At 68.6% G+C, this 19281-nt stretch carries 19 protein-coding genes; 6 read left to right on the top strand and 13 right to left on the bottom strand.

Features of this window, described 5'->3' with window-relative positions; all coding sequences use genetic code 11:
- Nucleotides 1-63 precede the first annotated feature (63 nt).
- The 8 genes from HWX09_RS05580 to HWX09_RS05545 form a co-directional block, all read right to left on the bottom strand.
- On the bottom strand, nucleotides 64-1128 hold the full coding sequence (locus tag HWX09_RS05580; protein WP_027782790.1) for a 2-aminoethylphosphonate aminotransferase: 1065 nt from the start codon (nucleotides 1126-1128) through the stop codon (nucleotides 64-66).
- Nucleotides 1128-2321, bottom strand: coding sequence for a phosphonopyruvate decarboxylase (gene aepY, locus HWX09_RS05575; RefSeq protein ID WP_027782791.1), 1194 nt, complete (start codon nucleotides 2319-2321; stop codon nucleotides 1128-1130). Before aepY ends, HWX09_RS05580 begins: the two co-directional genes overlap by 1 nt.
- A complete protein-coding gene (gene aepX, locus HWX09_RS05570; protein WP_027782792.1) occupies nucleotides 2318-4006 on the bottom strand; it encodes a phosphoenolpyruvate mutase in 1689 nt (562 codons plus the stop codon). Before aepX ends, aepY begins: the two co-directional genes overlap by 4 nt.
- Complete coding sequence (locus HWX09_RS05565) at nucleotides 4003-4770, bottom strand: phosphocholine cytidylyltransferase family protein (protein WP_027782793.1); 768 nt, start codon at nucleotides 4768-4770, stop codon at nucleotides 4003-4005. Before HWX09_RS05565 ends, aepX begins: the two co-directional genes overlap by 4 nt.
- A gap of 35 nt (nucleotides 4771-4805) precedes the next feature.
- Nucleotides 4806-5807, bottom strand: coding sequence for an HpnL family protein (locus HWX09_RS05560; protein WP_027782794.1), 1002 nt, complete (start codon nucleotides 5805-5807; stop codon nucleotides 4806-4808).
- A complete protein-coding gene (locus HWX09_RS05555) occupies nucleotides 5804-6619 on the bottom strand; it encodes a 2OG-Fe(II) oxygenase (protein WP_027782795.1) in 816 nt (271 codons plus the stop codon). The genes HWX09_RS05560 and HWX09_RS05555 overlap by 4 nt, the downstream gene beginning before the upstream one ends.
- Nucleotides 6616-7311, bottom strand: coding sequence for a CDP-alcohol phosphatidyltransferase family protein (locus tag HWX09_RS05550; protein ID WP_027782796.1), 696 nt, complete (start codon nucleotides 7309-7311; stop codon nucleotides 6616-6618). The genes HWX09_RS05555 and HWX09_RS05550 overlap by 4 nt, the downstream gene beginning before the upstream one ends.
- 68 nt (nucleotides 7312-7379) lie before the next feature.
- Nucleotides 7380-7772, bottom strand: coding sequence for a hypothetical protein (locus HWX09_RS05545; protein WP_080681246.1), 393 nt, complete (start codon nucleotides 7770-7772; stop codon nucleotides 7380-7382).
- Between the two features lie 196 nt (nucleotides 7773-7968).
- Between HWX09_RS05545 and HWX09_RS05540 the strand changes: the two genes are divergently transcribed.
- Entirely contained in the window at nucleotides 7969-9483 is a 1515-nt protein-coding gene (locus tag HWX09_RS05540) for an acetyl-CoA hydrolase/transferase family protein (RefSeq protein WP_027782797.1), read from the top strand.
- 30 nt (nucleotides 9484-9513) lie between these two features.
- On the opposite strand, the gene HWX09_RS05535 is transcribed toward HWX09_RS05540, so the two are convergent.
- On the bottom strand, nucleotides 9514-11043 hold the full coding sequence (locus HWX09_RS05535) for a DHA2 family efflux MFS transporter permease subunit (RefSeq protein ID WP_027782798.1): 1530 nt from the start codon (nucleotides 11041-11043) through the stop codon (nucleotides 9514-9516).
- Nucleotides 11044-11177: 134 nt separating this feature from the next.
- On the opposite strand from HWX09_RS05535, the gene HWX09_RS05530 reads away from it, so the two are divergent.
- From HWX09_RS05530 to HWX09_RS05520, 3 genes are all read left to right on the top strand, one after another.
- Nucleotides 11178-11618 (top strand): MarR family transcriptional regulator, encoded by a 441-nt coding sequence (locus HWX09_RS05530; protein ID WP_027782799.1) that lies wholly within the window; start codon nucleotides 11178-11180, stop codon nucleotides 11616-11618.
- A complete protein-coding gene (locus HWX09_RS05525) occupies nucleotides 11615-11887 on the top strand; it encodes a hypothetical protein (RefSeq protein ID WP_027782800.1) in 273 nt (90 codons plus the stop codon). The genes HWX09_RS05530 and HWX09_RS05525 overlap by 4 nt, the downstream gene beginning before the upstream one ends.
- Nucleotides 11888-12070: 183 nt before the next feature.
- Nucleotides 12071-12496, top strand: a complete 426-nt coding sequence (locus tag HWX09_RS05520) for a helix-turn-helix domain-containing protein (RefSeq protein WP_027782801.1) — start codon at nucleotides 12071-12073, stop codon at nucleotides 12494-12496.
- 148 nt (nucleotides 12497-12644) lie between these two features.
- Here the strand turns inward: HWX09_RS05520 and HWX09_RS05515 are convergent, their stop codons facing one another.
- On the bottom strand, nucleotides 12645-13526 hold the full coding sequence (locus tag HWX09_RS05515) for a helix-hairpin-helix domain-containing protein (protein WP_027782802.1): 882 nt from the start codon (nucleotides 13524-13526) through the stop codon (nucleotides 12645-12647).
- A gap of 182 nt (nucleotides 13527-13708) precedes the next feature.
- A complete protein-coding gene (locus HWX09_RS05510; RefSeq protein WP_027782803.1) occupies nucleotides 13709-15244 on the bottom strand; it encodes a sigma-70 family RNA polymerase sigma factor in 1536 nt (511 codons plus the stop codon).
- 295 nt (nucleotides 15245-15539) lie between these two features.
- On the opposite strand from HWX09_RS05510, the gene HWX09_RS05505 reads away from it, so the two are divergent.
- Nucleotides 15540-15962, top strand: a complete 423-nt coding sequence (locus tag HWX09_RS05505; protein WP_027782804.1) for a hypothetical protein — start codon at nucleotides 15540-15542, stop codon at nucleotides 15960-15962.
- A gap of 33 nt (nucleotides 15963-15995) precedes the next feature.
- On the top strand, nucleotides 15996-16850 hold the full coding sequence (locus HWX09_RS05500) for an SH3 domain-containing protein (protein WP_027782805.1): 855 nt from the start codon (nucleotides 15996-15998) through the stop codon (nucleotides 16848-16850).
- A gap of 120 nt (nucleotides 16851-16970) precedes the next feature.
- On the opposite strand, the gene ilvD is transcribed toward HWX09_RS05500, so the two are convergent.
- Nucleotides 16971-18830: a dihydroxy-acid dehydratase gene (gene ilvD, locus HWX09_RS05495; RefSeq protein ID WP_027782806.1), complete on the bottom strand. Its 1860-nt coding sequence runs from the start codon at nucleotides 18828-18830 to the stop codon at nucleotides 16971-16973.
- A gap of 199 nt (nucleotides 18831-19029) precedes the next feature.
- The coding region (locus HWX09_RS33445) for a hypothetical protein (protein ID WP_208456037.1) at nucleotides 19030-19281 on the bottom strand (252 nt) is incomplete at its 5' end.

Here is a 19281-nt window from a genome sequence, read left to right as displayed (position 1 = left end):
GAAATCAGAAAATAACAAAAAAGGCCCTCGCGGGCCTTTCGTCGAAGAACGTGCGGACAACGCTTACCGCGTCAGCGCCGCAAACCCTTCCAGCAACCGCTCGACATCGGCCGCCTGAATCGCGCCCATCGTCGAAATCCGGAACAGCTCCTTCGACAGCCCGCCTTGCCCCGCATAAATCACGAAGCCACGCGCCTTCAGCCCGTCGTGCAGCGCTTCGTACGTGACGCCCTGCGGCAGCCGATACGCACGCAGCACAACCGACGACGCGCCTTCCGGCAGCACCAGCGGCATCCCACGCGCGGCAAGCCCGGCCTGCGCCTGATCGGCAAGCGCCTTGTAATGCGCATGCCGCGCACGCCAGCCGCCAGCTTCATCAAACTCGCGCAGCGCCTCGACGAGCGCGTAATACGCATGCACGGACGGTGTAAACGGCGTATTCCGCTGATCCTGCAGCTTCGCGAGCCGACCGAGATCGAGGTAGTAAGTCCGGCTCGTGGCCTTCGCGAGCGCGCTGCGGCGCACGATCACGAACGCCGCGCCCGGCACGCCGTGCAGGCACTTGTTCGCGGTCGCGGCGACCGCGTCGATCACGCCGCCCGCAAAATCGATCGCTTCCGCGCCGAAACTGCTGACGCCATCGACGAGCATCTTCACGCCGCGCGCGCGACACACTTCCGCGATCGCGCCGAGGTCGTTCAGCCGGCCCGTCGTCGTTTCATGATGAATTACGGCGACATGCGAGTACCCACCCGCATCGAGCTTCGCACCGATCTGCGCGAGATCAGGCGCCTGCATCCACTCATGCTTGAGCACGTCGTGCGCGATCCCGTACTGCGTGGCGATCTGCGTGATCCGCTCGCCGTAGACGCCGTTCTCGATCACGAGCAGCTTGCCGTCCTGCGGCACGAGTGCCGCGATCATGCCCTCGACGGCGGCCGTGCCCGAACCCGTCATCAGCACGGCGGCCCATTCGGCCGGATCGAGTTCGTACGCGGCGACGAGGCGCGCACGCGCTTCATCCTGCAGATCGAAGAATTCGCTTTCGCGATGGCACAGGTCGGGTTGCAGCAGGCTGCGGCGCACGCGTTCGGTGAGCGTGACCGGGCCGGGGTTCAGCAACAGCATCAATGAGCTCCTTCAACGTGGGCTTCGGTCTGCGCGGCGCCGATGTGCCGCATCAGACGGGTCTTGACCTCGACCGGCGTGACGGTCGGGCGGGGCAGGCCGTCGGGCACGCCCGTGCGGATCGCCACGCGAACGAATTGCGCACCGTTCCCCGTTGCGGCCAGCGTTGCATCGAGCACGTCGAGCGTATCGCCTTCGACGGCCGACGCGTAACCGCACGCGGCCGCGACACCCGCGAACGACACATGCTGCGACACCGTCGCCTGGCCGCCCGTCGATTCGTGTGCGCCGTTGTCGAGCAGCACGTGCGTGAGGTTGGCCGGGCCGTAGGCGCCGAGCGTCGCGAACACGCCCATCCGCATCAGCGCGGCGCCGTCGCCGTCGACGGCCACCACGCGCAGGTCGGGGCGCGCGAGCGCGAGGCCGAGTGCGAGCGGCGTCACGCAGCCCATCGAGCCGACCATGTACAGCTGGTTCGGACGATCGTCGAGCGCGTAGAGTTCGCGGCCGCAGAAACCGGTCGACGCGAGCACGACGGTCGAATCGACCGGCGTATGCGCGATCACGCGCTGCAGCGCCTCGTGACGGGTCGGCCACGCGTCGGCCGCTGCATTGGCCGATTCAGCGCGCGACGCCGATTGCGCGGCGACGTGCGCGCGCGGCTTCGCGGCCGGGTTCGCCTTCAGTTCATACGGCGCGACGCTGCCTTTCTGCATCACGAGCGCGTACGGGCGGCCCGTCGCGTCCATGTGCGCGATTGCACGGTCGAGCGCCGGGCCGACCTGTTCCGGGTCGGTCGGGAACGTCTCCCACGGGATCTCCATCGTGTCGAGCATCGCGGGCGTGATCGGGCCCATCAGCGCGTGTTGCGGCTCGTCGGCGACGCCCGGCTGGCCGCGCCACGTGACGATCAGCAACTGCGGCAGGCGGAACGTCCAGGTCAGCGACGTGAGCGGGCTCACCGCGTTGCCGAGCCCCGAGTTCTGCATCATCGCGATCCCGCGCTTGCCGCCGAGCGTGGCGCCGGCGATCAGCGCGACCGCGTCGCCTTCGTTCGCGGCCGACACGTAGTGCAGCGTCGGGTCCTGCAGCACGTAATTGATGAACGGCGTCAGGTACGAGCAGGGCACGCCCGCGTACCAGTCGAAGCCGCGTTCGCGCGCGGCCTCGACGAACTGGGCCGCTTCGATCATTGCGCGCCCCCGTTGCCGGTGCCCGGTTCGGACAGCGGCGTCTGGCCGTGCGCGAAGTCGCCCGCGCGACGGAAGTCTTCCAGGTCGTTGACGCCGCGCCAGTGGCCGTGCACGTACTGCACCTCGATTTTTTCGCCGGCGGTGATCAGTTCGTTCAGCAGCGACGGGATGTCGAGCGTGTCGAAATCGGGGCGCGCCTGCAGCGTCGCGAGCATCGCCTTCAGGCGCTCGACGCCGGCGCCGCGCACGTTCAGCAGGCCGATCCAGCGGCCGTGCGGCGTGCCCGCGGCGACGTCGCTCGACACGCGTTGCAGGTAGGTTTTCTGGCCGAACAGGCCGCGATCGTCGGCCGCCGAGCAGAGGGCGAAGTCGCGCACGCTCTGGTTCGACGGCTCGGTCAGCGACGAATCGACCACCACGCTGAACTCGGCCTCGCTCTCCGCGAGGTCGCGCAGGATGTAGCTGCGGAACAGCAGATCGCCGTACGAGATCACGGTGTCGCCGGTCAGGCGTTCGGCCGCGCATGCGAGCGACGCGAGCTCACCCGTCTGCGCGTGGCGTTCGTTGACGACGAGCTTGATGCCCGATGTGTCGATCGCATCGGCGCGGTAGCCGCCGACCACGGTGATGTCGTTCACGCCTTGCTTCTTGAAGCCGTCGACGAGCCAGCGCAGGAGCGGCTTGCCGGCGACCGGCAGCATGACCTTGGGTTTGTCTTCGGTGACGGCCTCGAGGCCCTTGCCGCGGCTCGCGGCGAGCACGACCGCCGCGTTCGACGCGCGTGACGACGACGACAGGTAGATGCGCTCGGCCGCCGAGTACTCGTCGGCGTCCTGCAGGCGGAAGATCTCGTTGACCGACGCGACGCGGTCTTCGACGTTGATCAGCGTTTCGTTCTCGTGGATCTCGCGCGCGACGGCCTGCATCGCCGACGCGGACGCGCGGATCAGGTGGTTCGCCCAGATCACGGTGCTGATGCCGGCCTGGCGGAACACGTCGGTCGGCGTGCTGTAGTACTTGGTCGGCACGATCACGAGCGGCGCCTTGCCGCTCCATTCGCGCGCGAACTGCAGGATTTCGTCCGGGCGTGACAGCTTGCTGTGGATCAGGATCGCATCGGCGCCGGCTTCCGCATACGCGTTCGCGCGGCGCAGCGCCTCGTCCATCCCCCAGCCCGCGATCAGCGCCTCGACGCGCGCGACGATCGAGAAGTCGGGATCGGTCTGCGAATCCTTGCCGGCCTTGATCTTGCCGCAGAACTCGTCGATCTCGGCGAGCGGCTGGCGCTCGCCGTCGATGAAGCTGTTCGTCTTCGGGAACTGCTTGTCCTCGATGCAGACGCCCGCGATGCCGCGCTGTTCGAGTTTCCGCACGAGACGCCGCACGTTGTTGAAGTTGCCGTAGCCGGTGTCGCCGTCGAGCAGGATCGGCAGGTCGCTCGCGTCGGCCATGAATTCGAGCACGTCGACCACCTGGGTCCAGCTCGCTTCGTTGTTGTCGCGCACGCCGAACTGCGCGGAGATCGCGAGGCCCGACGCCCAGATCCCCTTGAAGCCGGCCTCGCGGACGATCCGCGCGGACAGGCCGTTGTGCGCTTCCATCAGGAATTCGAGGTCGCTGCTGACGAGCATGCGGCGCAGGCGCGCGCTGCGCGATTCGGTGAAGTTGGGTTCGCGTGCGTTCATCGTGCGGCTCCGGCGGTGGTGCGTTGAATCAGGGGAAGAATGTCTTGCGTCGCGCGTGCGACGTCGTTCGGGAAGTCGATCTCGATCCACGGCGAGCCGGTGACGTCGGCGACGTCGAACGAATGGCCGCCTTCGAGCAGCAGGTCGCGCACGGCTTCCTCGTGCGGCATGTTCGCGCGGCTGCCGTCGACGTAGCCCGCGACGATCGTCGCGAGGCGGCGCGCGGTGCCTTCGGTGAAGCGGAAGAAGCCGACCGATTCGCCGATCGTGTCGTAGTCGAGGTCGACCGCGAGCTGCTTGCGCAGCTCGACCGGCACGCCGTCCTTCAGGCACAGCTTGACGGGTTCGTCGCCGGCCTCGAAGTCGCGGTCGATCAGCAGGCGGTCGACCGCGCGGTCGGAATCGGCCACCAGCGCATGCAGGATGTTCTCGTCGTACAGCACGTCCGCGTCCATCAGCAGCACGTCGCCGCCGCGCGTCATCGCGTCGGCGACGGTATGCACGGTCAGCACGCTGCCGAGGTCGTAGCGGTCGTTGATCACGATCTCGGCCTGGCGGCCGAGGCGCTTCAGTTCCTGCTCGACCTTCTCGTGCTGAAAGCCGAGCCCGAGCACGATCTCGTCGACGCCCGCGGCGTCAAGCACGCGCAGATGGCGCTCGAGCAGCGAAACGTCGTCGAAGCGGAGCAGGCACTTCGGGAACTGCGCTTCGGGCGGTTGTTGCAGGCGCAAGCCGAGGCCTGCCGCAAGAATGATGGCTCGCATGGGTTCTCCAACCAAAAAGCCGGCGATCTGAACGATCAGTCGGCGAGCGGCTGCGGCGCATGGCGCCGCTGCCAGTTTCTTTCACTGAAATGCAGATAGAGCAGGCCGGGCAGGCCGAGCGCGAGTTCGCGCGCGCGCTTCGCGAGCGACAGCGCGAGCGCCGCGTCGGGCGGCAGGCCGACCAGCGGCGCGAGCAGCAGGTAGCCGCCTTCCTGCGCACCGAGCGAGCCCGGGATCGCGAAAGCCGCCCCGCGAATCGCCTGACCGACGCTTTCGAGCAGCAACGCGTCGAGCCAGCTCACCGGATGCCCGAGGAAGTGCAGCGCGAGCCACACTTCCGCGGTGCCGACGATCCAGCCGGCGAGACTCAATGCGAAGGTCTTCGCGACTTTCGCGCGATCGCGGTACAGCGCGCCGACCGCGTCGTCGATCGCGTCGGCGCGCGTGGCGAGCGACGACCAGTCGCGCGGGCCGAGCAGCTTCGACGCGAGGCGCAGGCCGCGGCCGAACAGCCCGCGCCGCTGCGCCAGATAGAACATCACCGCGAGCGCGCCGAGCACGCCGGTGGCGATCAGCGCGGGCGTACGCAGGTACGCGACCGACTCGTGCGTCGCATACAGGCTGAACGCGGCGATGCCGATCAGTGCGAAGGCCATTTGCGCGAGCGCCTGCATCGTCGTGCTGACGGTCACGGCGGCGGCCGCATCGGCCATCCGCGTGCCGCGCTGCGCGAGGTGGCGCACCATCAGCACCGGGCCGCCGATCTGCCCGGCGGGCAGCAGGCTGTTCACCGATTCGCCGACCCAGCGCGCGCGCAGCGCGTTGCCGAGTTCGGCGCCCGGCTGCCCGCGGCGGAACATCACGGAAATCGCGACGGCGTCGATCGCGAGCGGCACGACGTGGAACACGGCGACGAGCGCGAGGCCCCAGCCGGCCGCGAGGAACGTGGACGCGACCGCGCCGACGCCTTGCCAGGCCAGAAGTGCGATGAAGAGTGCGGTCCCGAGGGACAGCAGGATGAGGCCCGCGCGTGTCATGACCCGCTCGTGCGTCGCGTCGCCAGTTGCTTGAACACCTGGCGGAAACCGAAATACGCGATCGCGTCCTTCATGTTCGAGATGAAGCGCTTCCATGGCCGCATGCCGGGGTTCGTCACGTATTCGAACGTGAGCGACACGCGCATCTCGTTCTGGCCGAGCGGCGTGATGCGGTGGCGCAGCTTGTCGCCGTCGAACAGCACGATGCCGCCGTCGGCGATCTGCACGGAGCCCGGTTCGTCGGCGACGTCCGGGTTGCGCGTATGCAGCTCGTAGTCGAGCCGGCACGACGATTCGTCGATCACGCCGATCAGCAGCGTGTAGCGGCGGCCATCGTAGTACGACGTGTCGTAGTGCCAGCCGATGTGGTCGCCGGGCTTCGTGTAGTAATACAGCGCGTACGCGTGCGGATCGTCGTCCGGCGACGGCATCAGCTTGTCGCCGGTGATTTTCTCGAGGAAACCGATCAGCGCCTTCGAGCGATACAGCTCGGCGATGTACGGCGCTTGCGCGTCGATCGTATGGCGGCTCACGCTGCCGCCCTGCTTGTGGCCGGGCAGGTAATTGCGGTTCAGGCCGGCCTGCATCGCGCGGGCGGCGTTCGCCAGCTTCGCGTGCGCGTCGGCCGGCAGGAACGCATCGAGGTAGAGGAACGAGCCCTGGCGCGTGTAGTCGCCGCGCAGGCGGTCGAGGTCGAGCTGGCCGACACGGTCGGCCACGGTGCGATCGGGATCGGCCGCGGCCGCGGCCGCGCGCACGGGCGCGGGGCGTGCCGGGCTCAGCACGGAATCGTCGCGCGTGCTAGGAGTCATTTGGAAGCCTGGATTTCGGTTGGGTTCTGCGCGGCCGGGTTCTGCGGAAGGTTGCCGCGCCGCACGATGCGCCACCAGTCGATCACGACCCAGGCGGCGAACAGCGGGGCGCCGATCGACGCCGCGAGCAGGAACGGCTCGACGCCGTCGACGAGCGTCACGATCGGCAGCAGGTACAGCACGTCTTCCGTCTCGAAGCCGCCGGCGAACGCCTGCTTGGTGCCGGCCTTGCCGGCGATCGATTCGATCCGCATGCGCAGGAAGAAGATCAGCGCGACGGCCGCGCCGGCCGCCGCGCCGAGCAGCACCGGCGACGCGGCCATCTGGCCGCCCTGGGCGACGATGCCGACGCCCATGCTGACGAACAGCGCGACCGTGACGAGCGCATCGGCCGCCAGGTCGTAAAAATGACCGATCTTGCTGGACTTGCCGCTGATGCGCGCGAGCTCGCCGTCGGTGTGATCGACGAAGTTCGACAGCACGATCAGGAACGCGCCTGCATTGCTCCAGCCGAAGCCGCCGTGCGCGAGGCACCAGGCGCCGGCGAGGCCGATCAGCAGACGAAGGGTGGTGAGGTGATTCGGGGTGACCGGCGTATCGACGAGCGGTCGGACAAGCGAGCGCGCGAGCCGCGCATCCCAGGTGCGTGGCAGCGGTGGCTCGGGGCGTGTGGCGGTTTTTCTTTGGTCCATCGGCGAAATATATACGGAATTGTAATTTGTTGCTTTTTCTTCGATCAATGTCCTGACATGCGGGAGTGTTACCGCGTCTTGCGGGTATCGGCCGGTTCAAAAACGCAGGTGCGAACGGGACGGCCCATCGGGCGGCCGGACCCGTCTTCCAGTGTGGTTCGCATCGCGCGGCTGTCAAGGCCGGACGGGCCTCGCAGGCCGATACGGCAGGTTTTTTCGGGCCGGTCGGCCGGCGTAGCGCAGCGCATGCGACCTTGATCTCCGTCAGGTCCGGAAAAGCCGCATCGGGCGACAATCGGCCGCGCCGGCCGGGTATCGGCGATTACCGAACCAAATGCCGTCAATGCCGATGAAATTTCATCGATTGATGCGCGACGGTCGGCGATCGCGAACCGGCGATTCGCCCCGATGCTTTCGCACGCCTTTCGCGTGCCTTCGGCGGGGGGCGGATCGCCTGTCACGGAACGCTCGTTCGATACCCGGCAAATCCGGCAAGGATCTTTTGCATCCGGCGGACATTTCGCGGCGATGGCCTCTGCGATACTCCGGCCGTGCCCGTGGTGCCGGGCCGCCCCTCGCGGCCCCAAAGGGCTTCGCGTCGCTCAGGAGACACCCCCCGCGACGTCAACGACAGACCAAAGCGTCAAGAAACCAGCCATGTCTTCATCACGCATCCTCGCTCCCGCCCTGCGTTCGCTCGTCCGCACCGCCGACGAAGCCGCCGCGCTGATCCGCCCCGGCATGACCGTCGCCATGAGCGGCTTCACCGGGTCGGGCTATCCGAAGGCCGTGCCGGCCGCGCTCGCCGCCCACATCGACGCGGCGCACGCGCGCGGCGAGGACTTCCGGATCAACGTGCTGACGGGCGCGTCGACCGCACCGGAACTCGACGGCGCGCTCGCCCGCACCAATGGCATCTCGATGCGGCTGCCCTATCAGTCCGACCCGACGTTGCGCGACAAGATCAACGCCGGCGAAGTCGATTACCAGGACGTCCACCTGAGCCACGTCGCGCAATACGCGTGGTTCGGGCTGTACGGCGATCTCGACGTCGCGATCGTCGAAGTCGCGGGCATCCGCGAGGACGGCCTGCTGATCCCGTCCGCGTCGATCGGCAACAACAAGACCTGGCTCGAGCGCGCGAAGCACGTCATCCTCGAAGTGAATGCGCGCCAGCCGCTCGGCCTCGACGGGATGCACGACATCTACTACGGCACCGCGCTGCCGCCGCATCGCAAGCCGATTCCGCTGACGAAGAGCGACGACCGGATCGGCGAGCCGTACTTGCGCTGCCCGGCCGACAAGATCGTCGCGATCGTCGAGACCGACGCGCCCGATCGCAGCAATGCGTTCACCGCGCCGGACGAGACGTCGAAGCAGATCGCGCTGCAACTGATCGACTTCCTGCGCCACGAAGTGAAGCGCGGCCGCCTGCCGGAAAACCTGCTGCCGCTGCAGTCGGGCGTCGGCAACATCACGAACGCGGTGCTGGCGGAGCTCAGCTCGGCCGGCTTCTCGAACCTGACCGCGTACACGGAAGTGATCCAGGACGGCATGCTCGACCTGCTCGACGACGGCACGCTGAGCTTCGCATCGGCCACCGCGCTGTCGCTGAGCCCGGCCGCCGTGCAGCGTTTCGCCGATGAAATCGCGACGTTCCGCGAGAAGATCGTGCTGCGCCCGCAGGAGATCAGCAACCATCCGGAACTCGTGCGCCGGCTCGGCTGCATCGCGATGAACGGGATGATCGAGGCCGACATCTACGGCAACGTGAACTCGACGCACGTGATGGGCACGAAGATCCAGAACGGCATCGGCGGCTCGGGCGACTTCGCGCGCAACGGCTACCTGTCGTGCTTCATGTCGGCAAGTACCGCGAAGGGCGGGGCGATCTCGCGGATCGTGCCGATGGCGAGCCACGTCGACCATACCGAGCACGACGTCGCCGTCGTCGTCACCGAGCAGGGGCTGGCCGACCTGCGCGGCCTGTCGCCGAAGCAGCGCGCGCGCAAGATCATCGCGACCTGCGCGCACCCGGACTATCGGCCGATGCTCGAGGACTACTTCGAGCGCGCGTCGCGCGAAAGCTTCGGCAAGCACACGCCGCATCTGCTCGCCGAGGCGCTGTCGTGGCACGAGCGCTACGTGCGGACCGGGACGATGAAGGCCTGACGGGGCCTCGGACGGGCACATGCGTGCCCGTCAGTCCATCGCCGCATGCGCGACGTCGACGCTCGCCGTTTTCTGCGGCGGCCGGATCAGCAGCAACAACGGGATCATCAGCAGCGTCGCGACGAACATCAGCTTGAAATCGTTCAGGTACGCGATCATCGTCGCCTGCTGGTTGATCGTGCGGTCGAGCAGCGCAATGTCGACGCGGCTGCCGATCATCGCCTGCACGGCCGGGTCGAACGGCGTGACGTGGGTCGCGAGGTCGGCATGCGCGACCTGCGTATTGCGCGTCATCAGCGTCTGCACGATCGAGATGCCGATACTGCTGCCGATGTTGCGCATCAGGCTGTAGGTGGCCGTGCCGTCCGCGCGCAGGTCGGGCGGCAGCGTCGAGAACGACAGCGCGCTCAGCGGCACGAACACCAGCCCGAGGCCGAAGCCCTGGATCACGCCGGGCCACACGATGTCCGCTTCGGACAGCACGATCGTGTACTGCATCATCTGCCACAGCGCGAGCGCGGAAATCGCAAGTCCCGCGAGCAGCAGCAGCCGCGCATCCACGTATTTCAGCAGCCGCCCGACGAACAGCATCGCGATCATCGTGCCGGCGCCGCTCGGCGCGGTGACGAGGCCCGTCGTCGCGACCGGATAGCCCATCAGGTTCTGCAGCATCGGCGGCAGCAGCGCGCGCGTCGCATACAGCACCGCGCCGACCACGAAGATGAACAGCGTGCCCGTTGCGAAATTCGGGTCGCGCAGCAGTTCCGACTTGAAGAACGACGCCTTGCCGACGGTTGCCGTATGCGCGAGGAAGAATGCGAAGCCGAGCGCCGCGACGAGCGCCTCGATGCGGATCTCGTACGAACCGAACCAGTCGAGCTGTTCGCCTCGGTCGAGCATCGCCTGGAACGCGCCGATCGCGAGCGCGAGCGTCGCGAAGCCGAACGCGTCGAATTTCACGTGCGGGCGCGGCGCGCGCGCCGGTAGGAAGGTCATCACGCCGGCGAGCGCGAATGCGCCGATCGGCACGTTGATGAAGAACACCCAGCGCCAGTTGTAGCTGTCGGTGAGCCAGCCGCCGAGCGTCGGGCCGAGGATCGGGCCGACCATCACGCCCATCCCCCAGATCGCCATCGCCTGGCCCTGTTTCTCGCGCGGATTGATGTCGAGCAGGATCGATTGCGACAGCGGCACCAGCGCGGCGCCGAATACACCCTGCAGCAACCGCGCGCCGACGATCTGCACGAGCGTCTCCGACAGCCCGCACAGCGCCGACGCAACCGTGAAACCGGCGATCGACACGATCAGCAGCCGCTTCACGCTCAGCCGGTCGGACAGCCAGCCGGTGAGCGGCGTCGCGATCGCCGCGGCGACGATGTAGGAGGTCAGCACCCACGTGATCTCGTCCTGCGACGCGGACAGCGTGCCCTGCATATGGGGCAGCGCGACGTTCGCGATTGTGCTGTCGAGGGTCTGGATCAGCGTGGCGAGCATGATCGACAGGGTCAGCATCGGCCGGTTCAGCGCGGGCGAGGCGGGGGCGTCGGCGGCGGGGTTCAAGCGGGAGTCTCCGTGGGGCGGCCGCCGTGGGCGGCGATCGGTATGGCGCAAATTATAAGCGTGCTTATTATATAGCCGCTTATCGCCGCGTCGCGAGCCTCGGGCCGGTTCCGGCTTGACCCTATAATCGCCGCATGGACAAGACCTACGAGAACCGGATCGGTTACCTGATCGCCGACGTGGCCCGCCTGAACGGACGCCTGTTCGACCGGCGCGCAAAGCGCATCGGGCTGACGCGGGCGCAAAGCCGCGTGCTCGCGTACCTGACGTGGAAGGGCGAGATGAATCAGGCGCGGCTCGCCGAATGGCTCGAGATCACGCCGATCTCGCTCACGCGGCTGCTCGACCGGATGGAAAGTTATGGCTGGATCGAGCGCGTCGCGAACGACGACGACCGCCGCGCGTTCGTGATCCGGCTGACCGACAAGTCGCGTGAGATCTTTCCGCAGATGCTGGAGGTGGGCGATACCGTCGCCGACGACGGGCTGCGCGGCTTCACGCCCGACGAGCGCGATACGCTGGTGCGGCTGCTCGGGCGCGTGCGCCGCAACCTGATCGACTGCGGCGGCGAGTGACGCGGGCGCTCGGTCGGGCGTACCGCTTGCAACCACAAAAAAAGAGAACGCCGAGAGATCACCGAGGCACGACGAATCGGCCGGAAGACCGTATTGCGATCCTCATCGCGCTCGCGCTGGTACTGATCCTCGGGATCGGCACCGCTTGGCTCGGGCACGGCGATGCGCCCGCGGCGTTCGACGCGGCGATGGCGATGGCGAAGGCGAAGGCGAAGGCGAAGGCGACGCGACGCGCGGCGATCTGGATGGCGAATTCAGTGTCGCGCTGATGTACGAGCACGGCGACGGCGTCGAGCGGAATCCCGCCGAAGCCGCCCACCTCCGCGGCGGACGGCGATGGCGATGCGGCACGGCGGAATACGACGCGGGTTCAACGGTTTCATGGCGGTCCGGGCTTGTCTTCACGGAGTCGAGCAACTATCTTGCGACTTCAAGTTAACGTGAGATCAAGCATGAGCCGACTGGACATCGCGGACGTGGCGCGGCGCACGGGATTGCCCGCATCGACGCTGCGCTACTACGAGGAAAAGGGGCTGATCGTGCCGATCGGCCGGCACGGACTGCGGCGGCAGTACGACGCGTCGGTGCTGGAGCGCCTGGCGTTGATCGCGCTCGGCCGGGAGGCCGGTTTCTCGCTCGACGACATCCTCGCGATGGTCGGCGCGGACGGCCGGCCCGCCATCGATCGCGCGAAGCTCGATGGCAAGGCCGACGAGCTCGACCGTACGATCCGCCGCCTCGGCGCGGTGCGCGATGCGCTGCGGCATGCGGCCGTGTGCCCGGCCGTGAACCATCTCGAATGCCCCTCGTTCCAGAAGCTGCTGCGCATTGCCGCGCATCGTCATCCGGCGCGCCGCGCGAAAGCGGACAGTGCGTAGGCGGCGAGCCTGCGCGAGGATGGGCGTGGCGGTAGCGATTCGACAGGAGGGCGGCTACGGGGCGACGTAACGGGGTCGACGTGCCGGATCGTCAAAAGGAGATGCCGTCCGTACCGCCTTCGACGTCGGCAAACCGTTGATGCATGACTCACCCCGCGTAATACACGCGGCATTCCATCTCGCGCCCGCGCACGATCCGCTTGCCGACGAGCGCGCCGACCGTTTCGGTGAAGACGGTGCGCTGGTGCTCGCACTGCATGGCGTCGTAGAAGTAGAGCGAGACCGAGTCGGTCGGGCGCCCGGCTTCCGGCGTGCGCATGGCGGCATGCTGGCTCAGCACCGTGAAATGCCAGCCGCCCTTGGTCATGTGCATCACGGGCGGCGGCACGTATCCGTCCGCGTTCAGGCGCCGGTGCCTGAGCCTCGGCAGCACGCCGGCGGCCGCCTTGTTGCGGTACTGGCGATCGATGTAAAGCAGCAGTTCGATGGGCGGTTCCGTGCCGGGGCCGGCGTTCTGCATGTGACCTTGCCAGCGCCGCCGGCGGCTCAGCACGTCGTCGAGTGCGGCGCGGATGCCGACCGCGCGTCGCGGGCCGACACCCGCGATCGTTTCGAGCTGGCCGTTGCGGGCCGCGCGCTCGAGTTCCTCCAGCGTGTCGATGTGCAGTGCGTCATGAATGCGCAGCGCGAGCGCGTGGCCGATACCCGGCACCGCCTCGAAGGCCGATGCGCGTTCCGCGTCGCCGCGCAGGCGGTCGAGTTGGCGCCAGCGCCCCGTCACCAGCAGCTCGGCGATCGCCTGCGCGACGCCCGCGCCGATGTCGGGCAGCGCGCCGAGCGCCTCGACGCCGCCGGTTTCGAATACGCCGCGGATGTCGCGGTCGAGCGCGTCGACCGTATCGGCCGCCGCGCGGTATGCGGCGGCCCGGTACGGGTTCGCGCCCTGGGCGACGAGCCACTGCGCTGCCTCGCGCAGGCGGGCCGCGATAGGCTGGTTTTCCTCGTACGTCTGGCTGACGGTCGACTGCATGGCGAGGGACCCGGAAAGCACAAACGGAATGGACGCGGCGAGCGATGCGCCGGTCGGCTGTCAACCATTGTCGCGACGCGCGATGAAGAAAATTTGATGCGCGTCAATGGCAAACGTAGCACAGGCGCGAAGCGCACGGTCGTGCCGGAATGCGGCACGACCGTGCGCTACATGCGATACGGTCAAGCGTCGAGAAACGACTGCGCGTTTTCGGCCTCGGCGGCCGTACGCAGCGCGGCGAGCGCCCGTTTCTCGATCTGCCGCACGCGCTCGCGCGACATCCCCGCGTCCTGCGCGATCGCGTCGTAGGTGTCCGGCTCGGCGCCGCCAAGGCCGAACCGCCGGCGCAGCACGTCGGCCTCGGTCGGCGTGACCGAGCGCAGCAGCGACCGCACGCATTCGCGCATGCGCGTGTCGGCCAGTTGCTCGAACGGGCTGGCCGATGCCTGATCCTCGATCAGTTCCACGAGGCCGGTGTCCGCGTCGGGCAGCGGCGTGTCGAGCGAGACCGGCTCGGCGGGCAGCGCGAGCACCGCGCGGAGCTTGTCTTCGTCGAGACCGGTTTCGGCCGCGAGCTCGGCGGGCGTGGCCCGCCGGCCCGTGCGCTGGCGAAAGCGCAGCGCATGCCGCTGCACGCGCTGGTACTGGTCGCCGACGTGCACCGGCACGCGGATCGTGCGCGAGCGATCCGCGACCGAGCGCGCGATCGCCTGACGAATCCACCAGGTCGCATAGGTCGAGAACTTGAACCCGCGCCGATATTCGAATTTCTCGATCGCGCGCATCAGGCCGAGACAGCCGTCCTGCACGAGGTCGGACAGGTCGACGCCGCGGTTCAGGTACTTGCGCGCGATCGACAGCACGAGCCGCAGGTTCGCCTCGAGCATCGCACGCGTCGCGTCGCGCACCTTCTGCTGGCCGTCGCTCAGCGCCGCCGCGAGCGCGCGCCGTGCGACCGCGTCGAAGCACGCTGCGTCGACCGCCGACGGATCGTGGGGGGCGGCCGCGAGTGCGCGCACCGTACGGCTCGCGTCGTCGGCGGCCGGCGCGACCCAGGCGAGCGAACCGAGCAGCGCGGCCACGCGGTTGCGTGCGTCGCGGTATTCGGCCGAACGGCTGCCATGCGCATGCAGTGCGCCGCGCAGCGCCGACACCGCTGCGTGCAGCGCATCGTAGCGGGCGGGCGCGGGCGCGCCGGCGTCGTCGTCATCGGGCGAGCCGGTTGCGGCGGCGCCGCCCGTCGCGCGATGACGCGCGAGCAGCGCGTCGACCGCGGGCGGATAACCGGCGATCGCGTGCAGTACCTGATGGCGGCCCGTTTCGATCTCGCGGGCGAGCACGATTTCGCCTTCGCGCGTGAGCAACGGCACCGCGTGCATGCGCCGCATGTAGAGCGCGAGCGGATCGGTCGACGCGCTCGTGCCGCGCGCGAGGTCGCCGAGCATGGCCCGGCCTTCGTCGAGCGCCTCGCGATCGACCTCGACCGGCGCCGCGCCGGCGAACGGTGCAGGCACGGCCGGCTCGTCGAGTACCGCGATGCCGATATCGGCAAGCGCGGCGCGCACGACATCGAGCGCGTCGGGGCTGTCGCTTTCGGGCGGCAGCGCGTCGACGAGGTCGGCGTGCGTCAGATAACCCTGCTCGCCGGCGAGCGCCAGCAGCTGGATGATCGGATCGAGCGGTGTGTCCGCCCGGGAAGTGGGGCGTGGCGTAGTCATGTCGATGGCGGCGCGAGCCGCGTTCCTGTCTGGGCGGGCCGAAGCTCGCCGGTTTGCGGTTGCCGGTGGTCGCGGACGCCCGTCCGCGCCGGTCAGCCCGACATCGTTCAAGTTGAGGGCATTTGCGCCAACTTCAACGTCGGCGCCGCGGACGGGCCAGCACGCGGCGTGCCTGCTTCGGCGTCCGGGGCAGGAAACAAAAAGTAACCGATCATACGCGCGGAAATCTGCAGGGGACGTAAGCTAGAGTCAGGCGCGCGCCGGCGGCGACGCGCGGATTCTGCCGGAGTACCAGATGAACCCGATTTCCGCCGCGAGGCCCGCCGCAGTCATGCTGGTCGCACTGGCGCTTGGCGGCTGCTACTACACGAGCCCGTACGGTTATGCACCTTATTACGCGCCGGTGCCCGCCACGGTGACGCAGCGCGAGATTCCAGTCGCACCGGCCGCACCGGGGCCGGCCCCGTCGACCGTGCCCCAGGCGCAGGTCGATGCCGGCGCGGCGGTGCCGGTGTACGTCGCCCCGGCCTACGTGCCGCCGCCGTATCCGTATTACTACCCGGCGTACTACTCCGGCTGGTACGGGCCGCCCGTGACGATCGGCTTCTGGGGCCGCTGGGGTGGCGGATACTGGGGCGGGCGCGGCGGGTACTGGCATCGTCCGTGGGGCGGCGGGCATTGGGGTGGCGGTCACTGGGGCGGCGGCCATCGGCACTGACCGGCGCGCGGCGGCACGGCGCGGGAGAGCATCATGAGAAACACGATTGTCCGAAGTCTGTGTGTCGTCCTGGCCGGCCTCGCGGCCGCGCCGGGCGTCGCCGATGCGCAGAGCAGCGCTTACACGAATTCGCCGGCCGAGCTGTATGCCGGGCCTGCGCCCGATTATCCGGTGGTCGCGGAGATTCCGCCCGGCACCGCGCTGGACGTATTCGGCTGCCTGAGCAACTACGCGTGGTGCGACGTCGCGTTGCCGGGCGTGCGCGGCTGGATCGATGCGCAGTTGCTCGACTATCCCTACCAGGGCAGCTACGTGCCGTTGCTCGAGTATGGCGCGATCATCGGCGTGCCGGTGACCGGCTTCGCGATCGGCGCGTACTGGGATCGCTATTACCGGCACCGCCCGTGGTATCCCGACCGCGATCGCTGGGCGCGTCGTCCGGAGCCGAGGCTCGGCCCCGGAGGCATGCCGCCGGGGCAAGGGCGTCCGCAACCGGGCGCGCCGATGCAGGTCGCGCCGGGCGGCCCGCCGCCCGTGCATGACACGCGGCCGTCGGCGACGCGCGGCGGCTGGAATGGCGCGACTCGCATGCCGGCGCCGGCTGCGCCGACACCGATGCCGGGTGGAGCGGGCAATGCGCGTCCGGCCGGCCCGCCGCCGGCTGCGCCGACGCCGATGCTGGGTGGAGCGGGCAACGCGCGTCCGTCCGGCCCGCCGCCGGCCGTGCTGCGTCCACCGCCCGCGCCGGGCGGCGAGGTCCATACGATGCCGCCGCCGGTGCGGCAGGGAGGCGGGGGCGGCGGTTATGCGCGACCTCAAGGCGGTGGAAACGGCGGCGGTAACCACGGCGGCGGTGGAGGCGGCGGCCCCGACGAGCTCCGGCACTGATGGCGCGAGTGCCGCGGGTTCTCCGGGCACCGACGAAAAAAAGCCGCTCCTAAGAGCGGCTCTCGGATCGGGCAAGCGGGGCCGAGGCAACGCGCCACCGGCCGCCCGCAACCCGCCGCGTCAGTCGTCGAGCAGCGACAGGTCGCGTACGGCGCCCTTGTCGGCCGACATGACCAGCTTCGCGTATGCCTTCAGCGCCGCGGACACCTTGCGCGGACGCGGCTGCGCGGGCTTCCAGCCTTTCGCGTTCTGTTCTTCGCGGCGGCGCGCCAGTTCCTCGTCCGACACCAGCACGTCGATCGTGCGATTCGGAATGTCGATGCGGATCCGGTCGCCGTCGCGCACGAGGCCGATCGCGCCGCCCGCCGCCGCTTCCGGCGAGCAGTGGCCGATCGACAGACCCGACGTGCCGCCCGAGAAACGGCCGTCCGTCAGCAGCGCGCACGCCTTGCCGAGCCCCTTCGACTTGATGTAGCTGGTCGGGTAGAGCATTTCCTGCATGCCCGGGCCGCCCTTCGGGCCTTCGTAGCGCACGATCACCACGTCGCCGGCCTTGACCTTGTCGTTCAGGATGTTCTCCACCGCTTCGTCCTGCGACTCGGTCACGTGCGCCGAGCCTTCGAACACGAGGATGCTTTCATCGACGCCGGCCGTCTTCACCACGCAGCCGTCGAGCGCGATGTTGCCGGTCAGCACGGCCAGGCCGCCTTCCTTCGAGAACGCGTGCTCGTACGAGCGGATGCAGCCTTCGGCGCGGTCGAGGTCGAGGCTCGGCCAGCGCGTGTTCTGGCTGAATGCCACCTGCGTCGGGACGCCTGCCGGGCCGGCCATGTAGAACGTGCGGACCGCTTCGTCTTCCGTGCGGACGATGTCCCACTGGTCGAGCGCATCTTTCAGCGTCGGCGCGTGCACGGTCGGCACGTCGGTGTGCAGCTTGCCGGCACGGTCGAGTTCGCCGAGGATCGCCATGATGCCGCCTGCGCGGTGCACGTCCTCGATGTGGTACTTGTTCGTGTTCGGCGCGACCTTGCACAGCTGCGGCACGATGCGCGACAGGCGATCGATGTCCTTCATCGTGAAATCGATGCCGGCTTCCCGCGCGATCGCCAGCAGGTGCAGGATCGTGTTGGTCGAACCGCCCATCGCGATGTCGAGCGTCATCGCGTTCTCGAACGCCTTGAAGCCGACCGAGCGCGGCAGCACGCGTTCGTCGTCCTGCTCGTAGTGCTGGCGCGTCAGTTCGACGATGCGGCGGCCGGCGCGCTTGAACAACTGCTCGCGATCGGCGTGTGTCGCGACGACCGTGCCGTTGCCGGGCAGCGACAGGCCGAGCGCTTCGGTCAGGCAGTTCATCGAGTTCGCGGTGAACATGCCCGAGCACGAACCGCAGGTCGGGCACGCCGAGCGTTCGACTTCGGCGACGTCGGCATCCGAATACGACTGGTCGGCCGCGATCACCATCGCGTCGACGAGGTCGAGCTTCTTCAGTTCGACGGTCTTGGTGACCGGGTTCGCGAGGCGCGTCTTGCCGGCTTCCATCGGGCCGCCCGACACGAAGATCACCGGAATGTTCAGGCGCATCGCGGCCATCAGCATCCCCGGCGTGATCTTGTCGCAGTTCGAGATACAGACCATCGCGTCCGCGCAGTGCGCGTTCACCATGTATTCGACCGAGTCGGCGATGATGTCGCGGCTCGGCAGCGAATACAGCATGCCGTCATGGCCCATCGCGATGCCGTCGTCGACCGCGATCGTGTTGAATTCCTTCGCGACGCCGCCGGCAGCCTCGATCTCGCGCGCGACGAGCTGGCCGAGATCCTTCAGGTGCACGTGCCCGGGCACGAACTGGGTGAACGAGTTGACGACCGCGATGATCGGCTTCGAGAAATCGTCGTCTTTCATGCCGGTGGCGCGCCACAGCGAGCGCGCACCTGCCATGTTGCGGCCGGCGGTAGAGGTTTTGGAACGGTAAGTGGGCATTGTGGTTGCTGAAGAAATATCGCGGGAAAAGGGTGGAGGCTCGGGAATAAAGGCCTCTCTCGCGCCCGTGCGAACAACCTCTTGAGCTGCGCCCTGGGCAAACCCGACGATTATCCCACAGCCGCAGGGCCTGCGGCGCCGGCGGGAACGGGCGAGCGGCGCGGGTGGTGCCGGGCAGCGGCCAAGGGCGCCGAGTGCATCAAGCTCCCCCAGCTCCCCCAGGCTCCCCCAGGCTCCCCCAGCTCCCCCAGGCTCCCCCAGGCTCCCCCAACTCCCCCAGCTCCCCCAGCTCCCCCAGCTCCCCCAGCTCCCCCAGCTCCCCCAGCTCCCCCAGCTCCCCCAGCTCCCCCAGCTCCCCCAGCTCCCCCAGCTCCCCCAGCTCCCCCAGCTCCCCCAGCTCCCCCAGCTCCCCCAGCTCCCCCAGCTCCCCCAGCTCCCCCAGCTCCCCCAG

The organism is Burkholderia sp. BCC1208, assembly GCF_902833095.1.
GTDB lineage: Bacteria > Pseudomonadota > Gammaproteobacteria > Burkholderiales > Burkholderiaceae > Burkholderia.
Note: the sequence above shows the minus strand (reverse complement) of the source record. Positions and strands in the feature narration are given on the sequence as shown.